Annotated in this window: 12 protein-coding genes; 8 read left to right on the top strand and 4 right to left on the bottom strand. The window is 43.9% G+C overall.

Translation table 11 applies throughout. The annotated features are described in order from the left end of the window. The first annotated feature begins 733 nt into the window (after positions 1 to 733). Together L0P88_RS07265 and L0P88_RS07260 are read left to right on the top strand one after the other, a co-directional pair. Positions 734 to 1,801: a hypothetical protein gene (locus L0P88_RS07265; protein ID WP_247133941.1), complete on the top strand. Its 1,068-nt coding sequence runs from the start codon at positions 734 to 736 to the stop codon at positions 1,799 to 1,801. Positions 1,802 to 1,937: 136 nt separating this feature from the next. Next, positions 1,938 to 2,900, top strand: coding sequence for a ketopantoate reductase family protein (locus tag L0P88_RS07260; protein WP_247133940.1), 963 nt, complete (start codon positions 1,938 to 1,940; stop codon positions 2,898 to 2,900). 203 nt (positions 2,901 to 3,103) lie between these two features. Here L0P88_RS07260 and L0P88_RS07255 read toward each other — a convergent pair whose 3' ends face one another. Further along, positions 3,104 to 3,733 (bottom strand): RNA polymerase sigma factor, encoded by a 630-nt coding sequence (locus L0P88_RS07255; protein ID WP_247133939.1) that lies wholly within the window; start codon positions 3,731 to 3,733, stop codon positions 3,104 to 3,106. A 410-nt stretch (positions 3,734 to 4,143) separates the two neighbouring features. On the opposite strand from L0P88_RS07255, the gene L0P88_RS07250 reads away from it, so the two are divergent. From L0P88_RS07250 to L0P88_RS07225, 6 genes are all read left to right on the top strand, one after another. Further along, positions 4,144 to 5,301 (top strand): FecR family protein, encoded by a 1,158-nt coding sequence (locus tag L0P88_RS07250; protein ID WP_247133938.1) that lies wholly within the window; start codon positions 4,144 to 4,146, stop codon positions 5,299 to 5,301. Between the two features lie 95 nt (positions 5,302 to 5,396). Next, the gene (locus L0P88_RS07245) at positions 5,397 to 9,008 is read left to right on the top strand and encodes a SusC/RagA family TonB-linked outer membrane protein (protein ID WP_247133937.1); all 3,612 of its coding nucleotides are present in this window, start codon (positions 5,397 to 5,399) and stop codon (positions 9,006 to 9,008) included. Between the two features lie 10 nt (positions 9,009 to 9,018). After that, complete coding sequence (locus L0P88_RS07240) at positions 9,019 to 10,890, top strand: RagB/SusD family nutrient uptake outer membrane protein (protein WP_247133936.1); 1,872 nt, start codon at positions 9,019 to 9,021, stop codon at positions 10,888 to 10,890. Between the two features lie 205 nt (positions 10,891 to 11,095). Then, entirely contained in the window at positions 11,096 to 14,431 is a 3,336-nt protein-coding gene (locus L0P88_RS07235) for a VCBS repeat-containing protein (protein ID WP_247133935.1), read from the top strand. Positions 14,432 to 14,439: 8 nt separating this feature from the next. Then, the gene (locus tag L0P88_RS07230) at positions 14,440 to 15,801 is read left to right on the top strand and encodes a vanadium-dependent haloperoxidase (protein WP_247133934.1); all 1,362 of its coding nucleotides are present in this window, start codon (positions 14,440 to 14,442) and stop codon (positions 15,799 to 15,801) included. A 1-nt stretch (position 15,802) separates the two neighbouring features. Then, positions 15,803 to 17,491 carry a CRTAC1 family protein gene (locus L0P88_RS07225; protein ID WP_247133933.1) on the top strand — a complete coding sequence of 563 codons (1,689 nt, stop codon included), beginning with the start codon at positions 15,803 to 15,805 and terminating at the stop codon, positions 17,489 to 17,491. 856 nt (positions 17,492 to 18,347) lie between these two features. Here the strand turns inward: L0P88_RS07225 and L0P88_RS07220 are convergent. Genes L0P88_RS07220 through L0P88_RS07210 form a run of 3 tightly spaced genes read right to left on the bottom strand, consistent with a single transcriptional unit; the run spans position 18,348 to position 21,729 of the window. Further along, the gene (locus tag L0P88_RS07220) at positions 18,348 to 19,283 is read right to left on the bottom strand and encodes a glycerophosphodiester phosphodiesterase family protein (protein ID WP_247133932.1); all 936 of its coding nucleotides are present in this window, start codon (positions 19,281 to 19,283) and stop codon (positions 18,348 to 18,350) included. 21 nt (positions 19,284 to 19,304) lie between these two features. After that, complete coding sequence (locus L0P88_RS07215) at positions 19,305 to 20,261, bottom strand: glycerophosphodiester phosphodiesterase family protein (protein WP_247133931.1); 957 nt, start codon at positions 20,259 to 20,261, stop codon at positions 19,305 to 19,307. 49 nt (positions 20,262 to 20,310) lie between these two features. Next, complete coding sequence (locus tag L0P88_RS07210) at positions 20,311 to 21,729, bottom strand: RagB/SusD family nutrient uptake outer membrane protein (protein WP_247133930.1); 1,419 nt, start codon at positions 21,727 to 21,729, stop codon at positions 20,311 to 20,313. Positions 21,730 to 21,737 lie beyond the last annotated feature (8 nt).

Here is a 21,737-nt window from a genome sequence, read left to right as displayed (position 1 = left end):
CGCACCACGGGATAATCGAATGTAGCGCATAACATGGATTGTATTTGTGCTGGGTTGTAAGACCAAAAACAATACCCCTTCGTGTTGTTCAATACCATGATAAAGAGTTTTTCTATAATCGTATTTCGACCACTTATTTTTTCTATAACCCACTTGTGCATTGGTCTTTGTTCTTCTTTAGGCCTTCCATTAGTTTTGGGCCGTTCAGTCTTAGGAATGCCACATTCTTTTAAGCGTTTACATTTTCATTTTCAGGTTGTTCTACTATTGGTTCTACAATTGCGGAACAAATTTTCCAGATTGAACCGTAGAGTTAGTTAGTGGAGGGTTCGTGCACCATTGGCCAATACAATGGTCGGAACCCTCCTATTACTAAATTCATCAGCTACAAATGACTTGCACGTATCTTTTCAGCAAACCGTTTTTGTCTTGGTCTTTGCACCGTTACCGACCCCACGTTTAGTTTGTAGTTCCAGTTTCAGGATCATTGGGATCCTGACTGGAACACACTAAACCAAGTAAGTTTGGGAAGTAGGGTAAAACAAGGGGTAGGCAATCTTTATGGGTCCACTTATTACTTTTGATGTCCATTTATTACCGTTCTTTTTTTTGGGAGCGCGGATTTATCCATTTTACATACGGTACCAATATATTTTGTTATACTATGAATGGTAAAAACAACTAAAAACTGCAACTGGACCTATACAGGGAACTGTTGGTAATACGTGTAAAAATGAAAACAACCTATAGCTGTTTTTTGGCAAGTATGGTTTTTACCTTGCTGATTGTTGGATGTAAAAACGATGCCACCCGAAAAGGACAGGCAGTAACAACAACCGATTTCCAGGTATTGGTCGTTGAACAAGGCGGGGACCAGGTAAAACTATTCCATAGCGATGGCCGTTTACTAGACAGCATTCAAGTAGGTTTCAATCCCCATGAAATTGAATTTGATAGTAGTACCCAAAGGGTCTACGTCAGCAATTTTGGAGTGGAGGATTATGATACTACCATCGGAATTCCCGGTACCACCTTGTCCGTATTCGACTTAAAAGATCTATCCAATGTCCAGTACTGGCCTACCTATCGTACCCATGGAAAGGTGCCGGATACCTGCAAGGCCCCCCATGGCCTTAAATTAAGGCCCCCAACAAAAAAGGAATTGTTCGTCAATCTGGAATATGGGGACTCCATGATGGTCTATGATGCCCAAAAAGGCGGGATAAAACGTAGCTTTCCCCTGGCCAAAGGGGTCCACAATTTTGAGTTTTCTTCCTCTGGAGATCGCATTTGGTCGTTGGCCGGGGCAAATGGCGTTTATACCTATAATGCGGTTACCGGCGAGGAATTGGATCATTTTCCTACGGCAACACCGGTTCGGGGAATGACCTTTACTTCAGATCGACAACAGTTGATCTTGAGTTGCCTGAATGAAATTTACATGATCAGCACCGCGGATCTGAGCATCCAAAAACACTTTACGGATTTAGGGGTCAAACAAATCATTTATTCCTGTTTAAGTCCGGATGAACGGCTTTTATTGGCGCCATGCCCTTATGATGGCCTGGTTTTGGCCCTAGATTTGGAAACGGGTGAAATCCTGGAACGGATAGCCACCGGCAAAGCACCCATCTATGTCCGGATTGCCCCCAATGGTACCCAAGCCTTTGTGTCGAATGCCCTGGACAACCATATGAGCATCATTGAACTATCGGATTTCAATGTTCGCCCATTTGGGAAGGTGTATAAACCCAATGGGTTTTTGTTTTTAAAACCCTCCCAAGGGCAAGCTGTAGAGTGATGGAAGGTCGCTAAAGGTCACTGACCAATCGGGTTTTGATGAAGGAAACTGTTCAAATAAAATGGTCATAGGATTTTACGACCATGCATAATTATGTACAACAGCAGGGAATACAGTATAAACACCATTGAATACCATGAAAATAGCAATTATAGGAACGGGGGGAGTAGGGGGGTATTTTGGGGCCAAATTGGCCCAGGCCGGATATAACGTGACATTTGTAGCACGGGGAGCGCACTTAAAAGCGATGCAAAACAAGGGATTGCACATTAAAAGCATACTGGGCGATTTTCGTTTGGATACCGTTCAGGCCACGGATACAATAACCGAGCTGGACAGACCCGATGTCATATTGATCGGTGTTAAATCCTGGCAGATCAGAGAAATCCGGGAGGATATCAGCAAAATCCTAAAAAAGGACAGTATGATCATTCCCTTGCAAAATGGGGTATTTATAGCGGAGGAGCTGTCAGAAAAAATAAATAGAGGCAACATCCTGGGGGGACTATGTCGGATAATTAGTGAAATCGAATCCCCGGGGGTGATTCGCCATTCGGGTGTTACGCCAATAATTATATTTGGGGAACTCAATAACGCCAAAACGGACCGGGTTTTTAGGGTGCAGGAGCTATTTAGAACAGCGGGGATAGCCTCGGAAATAGCTGAAGATATCGAAGCCGATCTCTGGAAAAAATTCATCACCATCTGTTTAAGTGGATTATTGGTCGTATCCAACTCCACCTACGGAGAATTAAGGGAGCTAAGGGGAACTCGACAGCTTATGATCGATTTGCTCACGGAGATATTCCTGTTGTCCCAAAAAATGGGGGTACACATTGAAGCGGATTTTGTGGACAAAACGGTGGCTTTTGTGGATACCTATCCCTATGATGCCACATCCTCATTAACCCGGGATGTTTGGGATAAAAAACCTTCGGAGATTGAATACCAAAACGGGACTGTGGTCGGGTTGGGCGAAAAATATGGCATTGCGACACCGGTCAATGCCTTTGTGTACCATTGCATTTTACCCAGCGAACTAAGGGCACGGGGGCAACGATATGAGGCTTTTATACCCAACAATGTATCTATAAAATAGGTATAATCATGGTATTGTCCCGCTTTCCAGTGTTCCGGTCCCATAAGTTTAAAGCCCGCAATCGCCTACTTTGCATGTACGATACGTTATCAAAGGATTCGTCAATTTCAATGGGCGATTGGAACAAAACTATTGCAATGAAAATCAATAGGTGGGTCTATTCCTGAATATCCTAAACAATACGTGAAGGGAGTTCAGGATTCTTAGGCTTTGCTGGAATCGCCAGGAAAATGGGCATTACCGTACACTATGTTTTCAAATCCAAATAGCAGGAACAATAGGGTAGCCGACTGCTTACCAAGTTTTTCCTGCAACCTTTTAAAGGCCCTATTTATATGTCCTTCAACAGTTTTGATCGATATTTTGAGATACTCCGAGATTTCAGTATGGGTAAGACCGTCCTTTTTGTTGAGCAGAAATATCCGTTTACATTTTGGGGGGAGGTTATTGATTTCCTTTTCAATTAACTTTATCAACTCACTAAAATCCCCTCGATCGTCCTCCACCACTAGGTCAATGGCCTCAAAGTATTTTTTCTCAAGATAGACAATGGGCTTGTTTTTTCGATACTGGTCTATGAAACTGTTGTAAACCGACCTGTATAGATAGTGTTTGAGGGAAAGTTTGGAATTGATGTTCCTTCGCTTCATCCAGATGTCCGCAAAAACATTTTGAACAATATCCTCGGCAATACCATAATCTTGTGTAAGGGTATAGGCGTAAGTGCAAAGGTTGACGTAATAAGCATCCACCAAAGCGTTGTAAGAGGTCAAATCACCTGATTTTAGTTTTTCTGCCATAATGGCGTCTGCCTTTGAATCTGAAATGGGCATAAAAAACAGTTGGATACGACCAAATCTAAAAAAAATATGGGAACAAAGGAGAAATAATTGTATTTCTTGGGTTTTAAACCACTTTCAACGGGAGGTTGGAATCCATCTTCAAAAATCGAACAAAACAATAAAACATTAATTGATGCCTGTTTAGTGACATAATGGTATTTCTCTTGTTATTCCGAATTTACTTCAAACCCCTATTCTGTTGAACGGTAATTCCTTATGATGCGAACCTGAAACCAGTTCAGATGGACATAACGTTTTATGTGCAACTACGGATGTTCAAAAGCTTTATGGACCAATTTCTTTTATTGTTTTGATAAAAAGTCAAAAAAAAAGTCAAAAAAAAAGTTAAAAAAATAGAGGGTTGTCAAATTATCATCCGTATTAATTGTTAAGATGACAATATGAAAGAGACCGAAAGATTTAGAAAATTGATCACCAAATTCCTTGGAAGGGAGGCAAACGCCGAAGAGTTGGATCATCTTGAGACCTATTTAAAAGGGGATCAAAACCTATCTGTGTTCAATGGATTTGTAAGGGCACAGTTTTTAATTTCACTCTATATGGGGGAGTACGATTTGGAGAATGCAAAAAAATCGATAGCGGAAAAGGTTAGGGTTACCAATAGAAAAAGAAAGCTGACCAATATAGGCAAGGTCACTTCCATCCTGGTGTTTACATCCATGGTGGTTTTTTTAGGTCTGTTCGTTGGTCGGCAAAAGACCGTCGAGACAAAAATACCGGTAGAAATTGGTAAGTACAAGGCCATACTTACCTTAGAAAACGGTGACCAAATGGTGCTTGAAAAGGACAGGACCTATAACAATGGAAGACTTACCAGTGACGGCAGGTCCATCACCTATGCCAAAAGCAATACCAACGGATTAGGGGATGAAAAATCCCATTTCCATTTTCTTACCATTCCTAGGGGAGGTAGGTTTTTTGTGGAGTTGTCCGATGGCACCAAGGTATGGCTAAACTCAGATTCCAAGATTAAATACCCGGTACGGTTTGAAAGGTCCAAGCCCAGGGTTGTGGAGCTTTTGTATGGCGAGGCCTATTTTGAAGTTTCACCGGGCGCGCAAAACGGTGGGGTAGCTTTTGATGTGCTGACCAGAAACCAAAATATTCGTGTACTGGGCACAAAGTTCAACGTAAAGGCCTACAATAATGAGAATACCGTGGCAACGACACTTGTTGAGGGAAGTGTGGCCGTTGCAAATGGCGGCGAGCTAAAAATTCTTAAGCCCAATGATCAGTCACTTGTCCATGACGGGGCCGAGCAAATTGAAATACTGCAGGTAGATGCGATACGCGAGGTTTCTTGGGTGAACAATTTATTTGTTTTTGAGGAAGAAAGCTTGGAGGCGATAATGAAGGAACTCTCCAGATGGTATAATGTTGAAACCGTTTTTCAATCCATGGAAAAAAAGGAGTTGACCTTTACCGCGGTTTTGGAGCGCAACAAAAAAATTGAGGAAGTCCTGGAACTGTTCGAAGTGACAAGCGAAGGGGAAAACTTGGATTTTGAGATTGTTGACGGAATAATAATAGTGAAGTAAAAAAGGGAGAAGGCTATAACACTTGCACCGTGGTAGCCTTCCTCCAGATTGATTCAATACCAACTAAATGTCTAACTAAACCAAAAAACAAATTTATGGAAAATAAGTTTGGGAACGGGCCTGTCCATTATCGGATTGGAACCTTTAAATTACTTATGAGAACCTTTACCTTTTTATTTTGCTCTTTGACCTTTGCTTTGGGGCCCAAGCATGTATTTCCCCAGGATGCGGAAGTTGTGATCGAGGAAGATTTGACCTTGGGCATCAAACAGCTCTTTAAGCTTGTCAATAGGCAAACAGGCTATGATTTTATCTACAGGCATGACCTTATGAAAAAAAGACCAAGGATTTCTTTGAAAAAAGGAGTGGTCAAAGCGAATAATTTGCTGGAAATGATTTTCTCCAATACCAATTTTGAGTATGATTTTGTAAATGGAAAGACCTTTGTGGTGAAGAGAAAGCATAGGACTGGGGAGGGTCCTGGACCAAGCCAGCCCATTTCGGGGGTGGCCAATCGGAGTCCTGAGGCCCCGCTGGGGGAAATTACCAAAGAAGTTGTGCAGCCAAGGCTACAATTGGCCATTACCGGAACTGTAACCGATGTGGCAGGCCAGCCTTTGCCCGGTGCCACAATTGTGGAAAAGGGAACCACTAATGGCACCCAGACCGATTTTGACGGAAACTTTACATTGAGCGTGGCTGATGCCAATGCCATTTTACAGGTATCTTACGTTGGGTTCCAAACATTGGAGGTAGCCGTGGGGAACCAAACCAGTTTCTCCATCCAGTTACAGGAATCGGCCGCCAGTCTGGATGAAGTGGTGGTCGTTGGCTATGGCACCCAGAGAAAAGCTACGGTTACCGGTGCCGTAGTTGCGGTAAAAGGACGGACATTGACATCCTCTCCAGAAATCAGTGTGTCAAATTCACTGGCAGGTAGGTTGCCCGGACTTGTGGCGATACAGACCACAGGGGAACCTGGATCTGATGCAGCGAACATTACCATAAGGGGTGTAAATACCACAGGTGATTCCAGTCCTTTGATTGTTATTGACGGTATTCCCGATAGGGCCGGGGGTTTGGCCCGTTTAAGGGCCAGCGATATTGAGGACATCTCCGTGCTAAAGGATGCATCGGCGGCCATATATGGAGCCCGGGCGGCCAACGGGGCCATCATTGTTACCACCAAACAAGGAAGGGTGGGCAAACCCGTGGTCACCTATTCATCCGATTTTGGTTTTAACCAACCCACGGTAATCCCCGATATGGCCAATGCCTTGGAGTATGCAGATATCAGGAACGAACTGCCCATTTATGGCATACCGGCCAATGAATGGTCCGCTGCCTCACAGGCCATTAGGACCACGGGTTCCTATACCCCGTTGGATGGTGATTTGGGAACGGTAAATGCTGTGTTTTCCCCTCAGGACGTGGAGGGCTACAGAACCCAGTCCGACCCTTACCTGTATCCCGACTCGGATTGGTTTGATGCCATTTTCAGGGATTGGGCGGAACAAAGCAGGCACGAACTGTCCATAAACGGCGGCAGCGAAAAGATCAAATATTTTGCCTCTATGGGATACCTGGACCAAAAAGCTATTTATGTGAACTCCGCCACCCGTTACCAACAATATGATTTTAGGATAAATACCACAGCACAGATCAATGACTACATCACTTCAAAATTTGGGGTGACCTATAGGAAGGAGAACCGAAATTTCCCTACTGCAGATGCCAACGCAATCTTTAGAATGACCATGCGGGGCAAGCCCACCGACGTGGCCGTTTGGCCCACCGGTGAGCCCGGACCCGATATTGAAAACGGCGAACAGCCCGTAGTGATAACAACCAATGCCACCGGGTACGACCGAAGAATTGACGATTTTATTCAGTTAAACGGTGCCTTTGAAATCACCAACCCTTGGATAGATGGGTTAAAGTTGACCCTTTCCGCAGCGGTGGACCATGATTACCAAAGCAGAAAAATATGGAGAACCCCATGGGAGCTGTACTTTTTGGACAGGGATACCTACATCAATACAGGGGAACCCATTCTTACACCCGCTATCAGATCCACCTTTACCCGGGCGGATTTGACCCAGGAACAACGAACCAGGCAAAATATAAACTTAACGGCATTGTTGAACTATGATAAGGTGTTTGGGGACCACGAGATCAATATCTTGGCGGGGGTGACCCGCGAGGAATTTAATGCCGAGACCCTTACAGGTTTTAGAAGGGACTTCCTCTCCACTGCAGTGGACCAACTTGATGTCGGCGGGGAAATTGGCCAGGAAGCAACCGGCTTTGCTACCAATAACACCCGTTTGGGATATTACGGTAGGGTGAAGTATAACTATCAGGAAAAGTATTTGGCCGAATTTACCTGGCGGTATGACGGTTCCTATATCTTTCCCGAAGATAGCCGTTTTGGGTTCTTTCCTGGCGTATCGGCCGGATGGAATATGGCCAAGGAGGACTTTTTTAAGGTCGATTTTATCAATGATCTTAAGCTAAGGGCCTCCTATGGGGAACTGGGCAACGATCGGGTGGCATTCGACAGGGACAGGGATGGGGAAATCTCGGTTGAGGAACTTAGGGATTTTGAATTTGCCTTTTTATCCCTTTACGAGTTTGATCGGTACCCTATTGATGGCAATGTGCAGACCATCCTTTCGGAACCTACATTATCCAATAATGACTTTACATGGGAACGGGCCAAAAATTTTAATATAGGCTTGGACGGAAGGGTTTGGGATAATAAACTCGCCTTTACTTTTGAGTATTTTCTCAACAAGCGGGACCAAATGTTAATAGAGGAAGTTGGTTCTACGCCGGAATCTTCCGGAATCGTGGATCGTCTCCCCCCGGTCAATGGTGGTAGCCTTACCAACGAAGGTTTTGAGTTCTCATTGCGGTATTTTGGGGGAAACCCCGAAGGGTTTCAATACGATTTTGGGGTCAACGGAGGTTATGCGCAAAACAACGTAGATTTTATCGATGAAATTCCGGGAATCCCGTCTTACCAACGCGAGGAAGGAAAACCTTGGCTGGCCCATTTCGTATACCTTTCTGACGGTGTCTTCCGGGATGAAGCCGATATAGCGGCCAACACTTTGGATTACAGTGCCGTGACTTCACAATTGCGCCCTGGGGACATGAAGTTTAGGGATGTGGACAACAACGGTGTTATCGATGCCGATGACCAGGTTCGGCTGGATGAGAACCAACAACCTACCTTTAATTTTGGAATTACCTTTAATGCCACCTATAAAAACTTTGATTTAGCCGTGCTTTTCCAGGGCGCAACCGGGGCCTCAGTAAGAATATTTACCGAATCCGGTGATATTGGTAACTATCTCAAGCACTTTTATGATAATCGATGGAGCATAGACAATCCCAGCAGTGTTCATCCCAGATTGGCCAGCAGGGGGGATACCTATTATACGGAGGGTGCTTTTGGGGATAATACCTATTTTTTGTTTTCCAAGGATTTTATTAGACTAAAGACGTTCCAATTGGGTTATAGCTTTGATAGCAAAATCATAGAACCATTGGGCCTGTCCAATTTTAGGATATATCTCAGTGGCCAAAATGTGTTCACCATTGCCGCGAACGATATTTTTGATCCAGAACTGGCCAATAGTGCAGGAACGGTATACCCCCTTTCCAGGGTAATAAGCACGGGGTTTAATGTAACATTTTAAAAATTGAGTTATGAAAAAGTTGGTTTTATTTTTAATGGGAACCGTTATGTTGTTGGGTTCTTGCAATGACGATATCTTGAATCTATCTCCCCAGGACTCCAGGATCTCCTCGGATGCCACATGGGGCGATGCCGCCCTGGCACAGGCTTTTGTATTTAATGTGTATTCCGGCCTGGGATATGGCGGCTTTGAGGAAGAAGGCTTGTCCTCCCTAACGGACGAGGCCATGTTCACCCATTCCGGGCGGGAATTGAATGTGCTTACCGAAGGAACCCTGGACCCCGCCAATTTGGGAAATACCAGGGTATTGCCCACATGGGGGGAACTGTATACAGCGGTACGGGATGCCAATATCGCCATTCAGGAACTACCGGAGGCTACCTTTGATGACCAGGACCTAAAGGACAGGCTTATGGGAGAATCCCTTTTCCTAAGGGCCTATTATTACCATCAATTGATGCGGACCTATGGAGGGGTTCCATTAATTGAAAATCCTTATGGATTAAATGAAGATTACAGCATTGCCAGAAATACGTTGGCCGAGACCGTCCAATTTATCAATGATGATCTGGACAGGGCCATTCCTTTATTGACCGGCAAGGGATATGTTCGGGGAAGGGCCTCTGAGTTGAGCGCCATGGCCTTAAAATCCAGGATACTGACCTATGCAGCTAGCGACCTGTATGATGGCCCCACTGTTTCGGGCATATCTTCCGCGCATGCATCATATAATAATCTGGAGCTAGTGGCTTATACTTCAGGAGATAGGGCCACACGTTGGCAAGCGGCCAAAACAGCTTCCAAACAGGTATTGGATGCTACCACTGGCTATAAACTAGACTTAATTGCACCGGTTAGTTTTGAAGAAGGCAGGCAGAACTATATCTCACTGGCCATGGGCGGGGAAAGTTCCATTGGCGATGCTGCAGCCGCTGCGGACAATCTGTTTGAGCGTACCCATACTCCATTATTTACCGAAGAGGATGATTGGCCCTTGGGCGGCATTAACTTTGGCATAAACAATGGCCCCAACGGATATAACAATTGGGCGGGCAACACCCCGATACAGCAACTGGTGGATGATTATGAAATGATGGATGGAACCAAATTTGATTGGGGCAATCCAGCCCATGCTTCAGACCCCTATGCCAATAGAGATCCAAGGTTCTATGGAACTGTTCTTTATGATGGCGCGGATTGGAAACCACGACCTGATGCTGTGACGAGCATTGACCCAGTGAACCAAATTCAGACCGGACGTTATGATCTGGGGAATGGAGAGTTTATTGCAGGGGTGGATACCCGACAATCCGTGATTGAAGATTGGAATGGGACACGAACAGGTTACTATGTAAGGAAGTTTATCGACCCCGATCCAGGCAAAAGGGATAATTTTGATGATGCCCAAACCGTGCCTTGGCCCTTCTTAAGATATACTGAGGTTGTATTTAACTATGTTGAGGCATGTATTCAAACTGGCGATGATGCCGAAGCCCGTAACTGGCTCAATAAAATTAGGTTTAGGGCCGGAATGCCTGAAATCAACGATTCTGGTCCTGCACTATTGGAAAGGTTCATCAATGAAAAACGGATAGAAATGGCATACGAAGAACAACGTTTTTATGATGCCAGAAGATGGTTGATTGCGCCAGAAACCTTGGGTAGGGGGGTTCAGGTCATCAATGTGGAAGCCATATTAAAAACTGGCGCCATGCCCAATACACCCTATACTTTTGATAGGGATGTCTATGATTATACCTATACAGTTGTGGGCAATACGGATAATGAGATTCGATCTTGGGACGACAAACTGTATTTCTGGCCGATTGGCCGGGATGAAATGAACAGAAACGATTTGCTGGTTCAAAACCCTGGTTACTAGTCATATAGTGAAACAATATGTTTAAATTAACGTGAGTTCGACATAATTTTTTATCAACCAAAATCCGTCAAATTGAGTGGCTTTTCGTAATGAAATGAAGAAAAATTGTATCGAACTCACGTTAAATTAGTTTATTTACTTCAATCAAAAATCCATCCCCATAATGGGGTAGGTTTTTTACCTTCAACCAAACCAATAAAGAGATTTGAAGTTTTCCCTATCAATAGTATCTTTTATATCCTTATTGGCAGTTGGCTGCTCTCGAAAAAAAACCGTTACGGACACACATAAAGAGCTACAATCCTCCCTTTTTACCCTATTACCTGCCGATAGCACCAATGTCCATTTTCAGAATGTCCTTAAGGAAGGTTTGAACATGAATGTGATGATGTACGAATATTTATATAATGGAGGAGGTGTCGCCGTGGGGGACTTTAATGGGGACTATAAAATGGATCTCTATTTTACCTCCAACATGGGCGATAACAAATTTTACATCAATCAGGGCAACATGGAGTTTAAGGATACCACTGTGGAGTCCAAGGTGGGGGGAAGAAATGGACCATGGAAAACAGGGGTAACCGCCGTGGACATCAATGGAGATGATAGATTGGATATCTATCTCTGTTATTCCGGTGCATTGCCGGACCATAAACGACGAAATCAATTGTTCATCAATCAGGGAAATAATGGTAATGGAATTCCCATCTTCGAGGAGAAGGCCAAAGAATATGGCTTGGACAGTCCGGCATTTAGCAATCAGGGGCATTTTTTTGATTATGATCATGATGGCGATCTGGACATGCTCTTGCTCAACCATAACCCCAAATCGCTTCCAGTTTTAAACGAGAAAAGCACAAAGCAGTTGTTAAAAACAGATAATCCGCTAATTGGGTTACGGTTATATAGGCAATCTAAAGGAACTTTTAAGGATGTCACCCTTTCTTCGGGAATAAACGGCTCCTCTTTAAGTTATGGACTTGGATTGTGCATAAGTGACATTAACAATGATGGCTGGGAGGATTTTTATGTTTCCAATGACTATACCGTTCCCGATTATTTATACATTAACAATGGTAATGGCACCTTTTCAGACAAGTTAAAACCATCTATGGGGCATATCAGCCACTTTTCCATGGGCAACAATATAGCCGATGTAAACAATGATGGCCTGCAGGATATCTTTACCTTGGATATGCTACCAGAAGATAACCTAAGACAAAAATTATTGCTATGGCCCGATAATTATGAAAAGTTTGATTTGAATGTCCGCAGTGGTTTCCACCATCAATATATGCGGAATATGCTTCAACTGAACAATGGCAACGGCACCTTTAGTGAGATTGGGCAACTTTCGGGAGTTTCGAATACCGATTGGAGTTGGGCTGCTTTATTGGCCGATTTTGACAATGATGGCTGGAAGGATCTTTATGTGACCAATGGGTATTTCCGGGATTATACCAATCTGGATTTCATCAATTACATGGATGGCCAGATACAGTCCAAAGGGAGGCTCAAACGGGAAGATGTATTGCGTTTAATTGAAAAAATGCCATCTACCGATTTGGCCAACTATTTGTACAAAAACAAGGATGGCATTGGATTCAAGAATGTCACCGAGGAAATGGGCGTCCAACATATTGCCAACAGTAATGGGGCCGCTTATGCCGATTTGGACAATGACGGGGATTTGGATCTGGTCGTAAACAACATCAACAAGCCGGCCTTTATCTACCGAAATGAGTCCAATCAAAAAGAAGGAGCCAATTTTTTGCAAATCGGGCTTAAGGGAATTGGAGGGAACAAAAGGGGCCTGGGGGCAAAGGTCACCATTTATACCAAGGGAAAACAACAATTTCTGGAACAGATCACAACAAGGGGCTATCTGTCATCGGTTTCCGATATCTTGCATTTTGGCCTGGGAAGGGAAGAAAAAGTGGATTCCCTGAAAATTGTTTGGAATGACCTAACGACACAAGTGCTACGAGATGTTTTCGCAAACCAAAAATTACGGGTAAACCAGGAAAATACTTCAAAAATCGAGACTAAGAAAATAAGGGAAACCAATGCGGTCTTTACTGTAACAACATCTCCGGTCAATTATCATACCAATGCTGCAAATCAGTTTAATGACTTCAAACGCCAAACCCTGTTGCTCAGTCAATTTTCACATCTAGGGCCTTGTCTGGCCAAAGGTGATGTAAACAATGACGGTATGGGGGACATTTTTGTTGGGGGGGTAAAAGGACAAGGGGCCGGACTCTTTTTACAGCGTGCCAATGGCTATTTTCAAAAAAGAAGCGTACCGGATTTTGAGAACGATAAAGGCTTTGAAGATACCGATGCCGTTTTTTTTGATGCCAATTCCGATGGTAATTTGGATATTTATGTGACCAGTGGGGGATACCATGATTTCTTGCCGAACGGTAAATTGCTGCAAGACCGCCTGTACTTTGGCGATGGCCGGGGAGGTTTCTTAAAAAGGGGAAGCACTTTGCCACAAATGCCCACCAGCACGGCAACTGTGGTGATACATGATATCAATCAAGATTCATTTCCCGACATTTTTGTAGGTGGTCGGGTAGTACCGGGTAGATATCCAGAGTCCCCAAAAAGTTATCTTTTGATGAATGATGGCAATGGCAATTTTCAAGACGTTACAGAAAATATAGCCCCCCAGTTGCAAAATCTGGGGATGGTCACCGATGCGCTTTGGTCAGACTTCGATAATGACAATTCCAAGGAATTGATGGTCGTTGGTGAGTGGATGCCACTATCAATGTTTAAGTTAAGGGAAGGAAAGTTACATGAAATCACATCAAATTATTTTGATGAAAAATACACGGGATGGTGGAACACAATTAAGGAAGGGGATTTTAACAATGATGGTTTGACCGACTTTGTTGTAGGCAATCTTGGAACGAACACCCAATTTCAAGTTTCGAAAAATCAACCCGCAGAACTCTATTATTCGGATTTTGACAATAACGGTTCGGTTGATCCTGTACTGTTTTATTTCATTGGGGGAAAAAGTTATCCCGGGATTACAAGGGATGAACTTTTGGGACAGCTTGCCGGGCTCCGGTCAAAATTCACAGACTATAAAAGTTATGCCCAGGCCACATTGAATGATATTTTTGATAAAAAAACCCTGGGAAAGGCCCATAAACTATCGATAAACTATGCGAAAACTGCCCTGTTTTTGAATACTCCGGAGAAAGGCTTCCGTGAAATGAAGTTACCAGTTCAAGCTCAGTTTTCCCAGGTAAATGCCATCGAAATACTGGATTATAACAATGATGGAAATCAAGATATGGCCCTCTTTGGAAATAACCATCACCTTAAATTGCGATTTGCGCGGTCCGATGCAAACTACGGTATGCTACTAAAAGGAGATGGAAAGGGAAATTTTGAATACATAGATCAAACAAGCTCGGGATTGAATATTCAGGGCCAAGTTGACCACTTGTTGCGGTTCAACGATGTTTTATTGTTGAGTATTCAAGGTAGGCCCCCAATGGCTTACAAATTATCCAAATGATTGAATCTATGCGAAAAATTGGCCTTTTTCATCTGTATTGCAGTATAAGTTTGGGAATACTCTTTTTTTATATCGGTTGCTCGACTGCTGGAAAAAAGAATCTTTCTCAACAAGAAGTGATCGTAGGCTGGGCGAACATGGCCACCTATCTTGCAAAACATACGCCTTCCAATTCCCCTACCTATGCCTCCAGGGGCTTCGGCTACATTGCCTTGACCATGTACGAGTCCATAGTGCACGGATATGGCTCCCATAACTCTTTGGAAGGTCAACTGAACGGTCTGCAAGACTTGCCCAAACCTGAAGGTGAAAAATCGTATAACTGGATTTTAGCATTGAATGCAGGCCAATCCACAATATTGAAGCATATGTATCAACAGACTTCAGACGAAAACAAGATAAAAATTGATTCCCTTGAAAACGTGATCAACGAATTTTTTTCGAAATCCCCTGATACTACAGTGGAAATCAACGATCGATCCACTACCTATGGCAATGCCCTGGCCAATGCCATTTATGAATGGTCAAAAACCGACGGGGGACATAGGGGGTATTTGGACAATTTTGATAAGAATTGGATACATCCCACCCAACCTGGTTCATGGAAGCCCCCCCTATTCGCACAATCATTCAGCCATCACCCACTCCACCCACATTGGGGCCAAAACAGAACCTTCCTCAAGGAAAACCAGAATCTCCCAATTCCATATATGATTCCGTACGATACCATATCTGGATCACCCTATTACAATGAGTTTAGGCAGGTTTATGAAAAAGACCTGATTTTGACCAAAGAAGAGAAAGAAGCGGCCATCTGGTGGGGTGATGATCCCGATGTTACGTTCACCCCTCCAGGACATTCATACTATATAGCAACACTCGCCATAGAAAAATCCAATCCATCATTAATGGAATGTGCCGAGGTCTATGCAAAAACAGCAATTGCCGTGGCCGATTCCTTTATCAATTGTTGGAAATGGAAATACCATTTTTTTTCTGAACGGCCAAATACCTTCATTCCACAATTTATCGATCAGGAATGGGAATCCTTCTGGCCAGACCCACCATTTCCATCATTTCCCTCCGGTCATGCCATTAACGCGGCGGCAATGGCCACCATTTTGGAAAACGAATTTGGGGAGGCGTTCCATTTTACCGATAGGGCCCATGAAGGTAGGGAAAGGGATGAAATACGGGACACGGATTTTGTAATCAGATCCTTCGATTCCTTTTGGGAAGCGGCACAAGAAACGGCAGACTCAAGATTTTATGGGGGTATCCACACCCCGCAAGACAATAATGTAGGTCTCGTTGAAGGGGCAAAGATTGCTAAAAATGTGTTGGGTCTGGATTGGCATACCAAAAATTGACATGGACAAAAAAAAGATTGCCATAGCTTTAATAGGTCTCGTCATTTTATCCGTAGTGGCCACAAACGCCCAGGCTACTTTTGTGGATATCACCGAAAAATCAGGAATAGACCATCAGTTCAAGGTCTATGAGGGTACCTTTGGAGGTGGTGCTGTAGTATTCGACATCAATAATGATGGCTTTGAAGATTTGTTCATTACAGGTGGGGTAAACGATGATGTGCTCTATTTGAACAATGGAAATGGGACGTTTACGAATATATACAAAGAATCTGGACTTGAGGTAAGTAGTGGATACGTAACACAGGGAGCAACAAGTGCGGATGTCAACAAAGATGGTTTTAGGGATTTATTTATAACCACGATAAATACCACGGACAGCACCAACATAATCCCCAGGGCAAAAAATCTGCTGTTTCTGAACAATGGAGACCTTACCTTTAAAGATGTTACTACGAAATATGGACTTTCAGGGTTAAATTCCTTCAGTACGGGAGCATGTTCTGGCGATGTCAATGAAGATGGGTACCCGGATCTCTACATTGGCAATTATTTTAAAGAATTTGAAGGTAAGCTTGGGGTTATCAAAGATGCGACTATAGTAAGTGCCAACCAGACATCCAAAGATTATTTATTGATAAACGAAAAGGGGGAATACTTTAACGACAAATATGAAGACTATGGGCTTGACCACACTGGATTTGGATTTGGAGGCATATTCACCGATTTTGATATGGATGGGGATCAGGATATTTTGGTGAACAATGATTTTGGGTACAAGGCCTCTCCCAACCTCTTATATGAAAACAGATTTTTCTGGAAGAAGTTTAAGAACGTTGCCAAATCCAAAAACATGGATTTGCCCATAAATGCAATGGCAGCTGCAGTAGGGGACTATGATAATGATGGATCGTTCGATTACTTTGTGACCAATATCAAATTCAACCGACTCATGCGCAATATGGGCAATGGTACTTTTGAGGACAAGGCCAAAGAAACAGGTGCATATTCTTTTTCTATCAGTTGGGGGGCAAACTTTGCCGATTTTGACCATGATAGCGATTTGGACATCTATGTATCCAATGGTGACCTTAACCCCAATTGTGTGCCCCTGCCCAATTTTTACTATGAAAACCGGGGGGGCAAGTTTGTGGAAATGGCAAGTATGATAAAGGTCAACGATCCCGGCGTTGGCAGAGGCTCCATTGTATTTGATCTTGAAAATGATGGCGATATGGATATTCTGATAGTAAACCAAGCCCCCATTTATGAATACCCGGTACCATCGGTTACCAAATTGTTCCGTAATGATATGGCCAATGGAAATTGGCTAAAGGTGGCATTAAAAGGAACCAAGGGCGAAACCAATGGAATAGGGTCAAGAATAGAAGTGTTTGCTGGTAATACCTATATGGTTCGCGAAATAGATGGCGGCAACTCTAGCCATCTTTCACAGAGTTCGGCAGTGGCCCATTTCGGTTTGGGAGATTTGGAGACCGTTGACAATGTTATCGTTACCTGGGTAGGAGGTAAAAAACAAGTGGTAGGGGCACAAAAAGCAAACCAATTGCTTACTATAACGGAATCTGCTGACGGCAATAGCTACCATTGGTTGATTTTTTGTACATTTTTCCTATTGTTTTTGATAATAACCTTAATGGGATTGCAAACAAAAAGGCAAGCAAAATAATAATTGTTCTTTATCTACCTCCGAGGCATCGGTTACATCTTACAGACTATGTCGGAAAGTTGGGTAGAGGACGTGGAGACCCTAGTCATCAATAATCGTTATCTTGAACTTAATTCGAATTGTATAGCAACTAATGCAGAAGACTGTTCCGGTACGGGCGAGCGAGATTACATAACTCTTGGAGACAAGATCAAGGGGGAGTTGCATTGGATGTGCCCGAAGGAGGAGTACTGAATGTTCATGTTCCCTGTTGGTTAATGTGGGTCTCTGCCAACAACGTTTAGAAATAAAATCTTGGATACGAATTTGCGATACTGTTGCTTCGGGGCAATATCTGATTAGGGTTGTGTTTTGTGGACGAAATTCTAGTTTTTGGCCTACGGAGAGTGAAAACTATATTTACCGAAATTGATACCTGTACCTACGAATATGTGTTGACCCTTGATTTACTGGAAAACACGTCTGGACCGCTCGGGGAATAAAACACTTTTGCAACAGATACACACCTTGTTGAACAATGTCGGAGGGCCATGCTTGAAGAAAAAGCCTATAGTAAAATGCTAAAAAACAAGCCCTGTTGGTTCCTTTTCACTTGTTTACAATTTACCTCTTGCTCGGATTAGGGCACGGAAAGGAATGGCAAAGTGTTCCGAACGTATTTTGTGGTCCAAGAATGCCAGTTTGGATGGGGAGCACCAAACTCTTTCCGGCCAAGTGTATAATATTGATCGTTCCATCATGGATACCTCGATTACTTGACCAAGCAGCAAAGCGCAACCCTTCGGTTGCGCCCTTCTGCTAACTAAATAAACGTAAACTGAATTATGAAAACGAACTACGTATTCTTGTATATCATTTACGGGTTTCGAAGCCCTTTTTGTTTCAAATAGATCAACAATTCCTCGGGACGGTCCGTCATAATGCCGTTGGCCCCATGTTCCACCAACCAGCCCCAGGAGTCATCCGGGCCTTCCAACAAGCTCATTTCATCCGTATGTCCGGCTACCAAAGCATCCCACAGCGCAATGTTCAGGACAAAAATCCCTTCTTCCCTAAGTTTTGAAATCTGTTTGAAATTTTCCGAATCCTGGGAGTCAAAAGTTACTTCATAAGCCAAGGGGGAGAGGTCTGCATTGTAGTCCTCTACAAATTGTGCTGGATTTTTGGTGTTGTCGATTAAAATGGGCATGTAGATAATGGAATCCATAAGGCCTCCATATTTTTGGCGCATCACCTGAACGGTTTCCCTACCCTTAAAAATGGCTTGCTTCACCGTTCCCGTTTTTTTGAGGATCTCATAGGCTTCCCGCACGGTTTCCCCTTCCACCTTGTCCAGATTTACCATGATCCTATCTTTTGTCAACTTCATAATTTCTTCCAAAGTAGGGACAGGGATTCTGGAACCCCGAACCCCACAGGCATTTTTAAGACGAAATGCCCTGATTTCATCCAAGGTGAGTTCACTCACTTTTCCTTTTCCATTGGTGGTCCGGTCCAGGGTTTTATCATGCATGGCCACTAAATGCCCGTCTTTGGTCAATCGCACATCGATCTCGACGATGTCCACCCCTAAATCAATACATCTTTGAATTGCCGGAAGGCTGTTTTCCGGAGCATGGCGCCAATCCCCCCTATGGGAGACTGCCAAAACGTAATCCCCTGAAGGATTTTTAAGCTGCTCCAATATTATGGCCGCCCTGTTTTCCTTTGGATTTAGATCAGTTTGCCCATAAAGCACCGATCCCATGACCAAAGCGGCCAGTAAAAGGGTGCGTTTTAGATACTTTTCCATTTTTAGGTGTTTTCGTTGTACTTATTTGTGCCTGTTTTTGTCCCTTAAATATTCCAAAAGCAGTTTTGGCCGATCGGTCTGTATCATATCGATATGGTTATCCAGAAACCAATTGTACACTGTGGGATCCATGGCCGCTTTTTCATCATCATGCCCCCCATTATGCCTGGGCCACAATGCGTTTACCCAAACGGAGGAACCCTTTGCGCGGATATCATCGAAGTATTCGATCATTTTTAGGGTATCCTGGGGTACCGTAAATTCAAAAGCCACAGGCTGTAAACTATCGAGATAGGTGTCGACGATGTCCTTCGCATGGGGCTCGTGAAGCCTTACTATGGGCATAAAAAAGACCTTGTCCAAATACGGGCCAAATTCTTTTTTGACCCGATCGTAGGGAATGGCCCCTTTGATCACCACTTGTTCTTGTGTTCCCGTTTCTTCGATTACGTTAAAACATTTGTCAAAAATGGGATAGCTTTTATCCAGATTGACCAAAATGTTGCCCTTGCACAGTTGTAAAGCTGCTTCTAAAGTCGGGATTTGATGTGGGGTCTTATGTCCAATTTCATCGCGTAAATACAGGGTCTGTAAGTAGGCCCATGTGAGATCGGCCACCTTTCCGGTCCCGGTGGTGGTCCTATCAATGGTTTCATCGTGCATTAAGATCAATTGTCCGTCCTTGGTCTCCCTAATATCAATTTCCACCATATCAACGCCCATTGTAATACAGTTTTCAATGGCCCGTAATGAGTTTTCCGGCGCATTGCGCCAATCCCCTCGGTGGGCGACCACCATCACCTCATTGTTCTGCGAATCCTTAAGATTGGCTATCAGATCGGTAATGGAAGTGGATTCCCCAACACTTTCCTCAACAAAAGGTTCCTCCCCCGTTTGGCCAGGGGTGCCGACCTCTTGCCTACAGGCGCCCAAAGTTCCTATGAACACTATAAAGCCGACATAAATACATAATCTCATGATAGTCATGGCTGTAAAGGGAGGCCAAAAAGCCCCCCTTATTTGATTGTTAATATCCTGGATTTTGTGTGATTACCCCTGGATCCGTATCTAGTTGACTTTGCGGGATGGGCAATACGAGGTTGTTGTCCGTGATTCGTGTGGTGGCTCCCGTACTTTCAAAAAAAGCATTCATGACCTCAACGGCATTACCGTATCGTTTTAAATCGAACCAGCGGTGCCCTTCACCAAAAAGTTCAAAACGACGCTCCAAACGAATGGCATCCCGAACATCGGCCTGGGAGGAAGCTGTTGTTCCAGCCAATCCGGCCCTGGTGCGGATCCGGTTCAGTTGTGTGATGGCTTCGGCGGTCTGGCCATTTTCGTTCAACATCTCTGCATATCTCAATATCACATCGGAATAGCGAATGATAAGATGGTCACTGCCCCCATCATCCACTCCGGTAGCGGAAACTTCATATTTTGTGGTAAAATAGAAGGGATTGGCATCTGGGTCTACGGCCACATAATCATTGAGCCGGGTATCTCCCGCTTCATGGGAATCAATAAATGCCTGTGTGGGCAAATTGTGCCCTTTGGCATTTGCCGTTGTACCGGAAGGTCTAAACTGCGATGCTGCTGGGCTTCCCTCAAAACTTCCATCCACATTAAAACCACTTGCGAACTGAACTTCAAAAAGGATTTCGGCATTTCCCTCGTTGGCGACCCCAAATATTTCTGCGGTTGTGGGCATGAGGTCATATATGCCGGAGTTCACTACAGCTTCCAAATTGGATAGGGCCCCTGCAAAATCGCCTTGGGTCATTTGGACATTGGCCAATAAGGCACGGGCCGCACCTTGGGCGGGCCTTGCTGGGGACTTTTCCAGTGGAAGATCTTGAATGGCATCCAAAAGGTCCGCTTCAATTTGGGCATAGACCTGATCGGAGGGGGTGCGGCCCTGTCCAAAGAAATCAAAAGGGCTTTCCGTTTCTTCTACCACCAAAGGAACGTCGCCATACAAACGCACTAAATTGAAGTACAGCAGTGCCCGCACAAATTTCATTTCCCCAATTCTATTGGTCCTTAGGGCCTGGTCTTCAAATTCAATATCCGTAATCCGGTTCAGAACCACATTTACACGTTGAATGCCCCGATAGGATTCCCTCCAAATGTCACCGACCAAATCATTGCCGGGATTGGTGGAAAAGTCATCCAACTGACCAAAACGACCACCATCATTGGCGGCAATTTCCTCAAAGGAGTCCTCCCCGGAAATCTCTCCAACTCCAATGAGGTCAAGACCATACAGTCCTCTTTCCTGTAGCTGCCCGTAGGCACCTGCAATGGCACTTTCAATCTCTGCCTCATTGGAAAAGAAGCTATTGGCCGATTTTTCCGTTATGGGAAGAATATCCAATTCGTCTTCACAGGAGGTCAAACCCAGGGAGACCATGATCATTAAAAATAGGTAACTATAAAATTTCATTTTATCCA

Origin of the sequence: Muricauda sp. SCSIO 64092 (assembly GCF_023016285.1) — a bacterium.
In the GTDB taxonomy this organism is placed as follows: Bacteria; Bacteroidota; Bacteroidia; order Flavobacteriales; family Flavobacteriaceae; genus Croceivirga.
Note: the sequence above shows the minus strand (reverse complement) of the source record. Positions and strands in the feature narration are given on the sequence as shown.

Coding starts and splice junctions, on each gene's coding strand:
- L0P88_RS07265 (WP_247133941.1), top strand. CDS start 734: ATGAAAACAACCTATAGCTGTTTTTTGGCAAGTATGGTTTTTACCTTG.
- L0P88_RS07260 (WP_247133940.1), top strand. CDS start 1,938: ATGAAAATAGCAATTATAGGAACGGGGGGAGTAGGGGGGTATTTTGGG.
- L0P88_RS07255 (WP_247133939.1), bottom strand. CDS start 3,733: ATGCCCATTTCAGATTCAAAGGCAGACGCCATTATGGCAGAAAAACTA.
- L0P88_RS07250 (WP_247133938.1), top strand. CDS start 4,144: ATGAAAGAGACCGAAAGATTTAGAAAATTGATCACCAAATTCCTTGGA.
- L0P88_RS07245 (WP_247133937.1), top strand. CDS start 5,397: ATGGAAAATAAGTTTGGGAACGGGCCTGTCCATTATCGGATTGGAACC.
- L0P88_RS07240 (WP_247133936.1), top strand. CDS start 9,019: ATGAAAAAGTTGGTTTTATTTTTAATGGGAACCGTTATGTTGTTGGGT.
- L0P88_RS07230 (WP_247133934.1), top strand. CDS start 14,440: ATGCGAAAAATTGGCCTTTTTCATCTGTATTGCAGTATAAGTTTGGGA.
- L0P88_RS07225 (WP_247133933.1), top strand. CDS start 15,803: ATGGACAAAAAAAAGATTGCCATAGCTTTAATAGGTCTCGTCATTTTA.
- L0P88_RS07220 (WP_247133932.1), bottom strand. CDS start 19,283: ATGGAAAAGTATCTAAAACGCACCCTTTTACTGGCCGCTTTGGTCATG.
- L0P88_RS07215 (WP_247133931.1), bottom strand. CDS start 20,261: ATGAGATTATGTATTTATGTCGGCTTTATAGTGTTCATAGGAACTTTG.
- L0P88_RS07210 (WP_247133930.1), bottom strand. CDS start 21,729: ATGAAATTTTATAGTTACCTATTTTTAATGATCATGGTCTCCCTGGGT.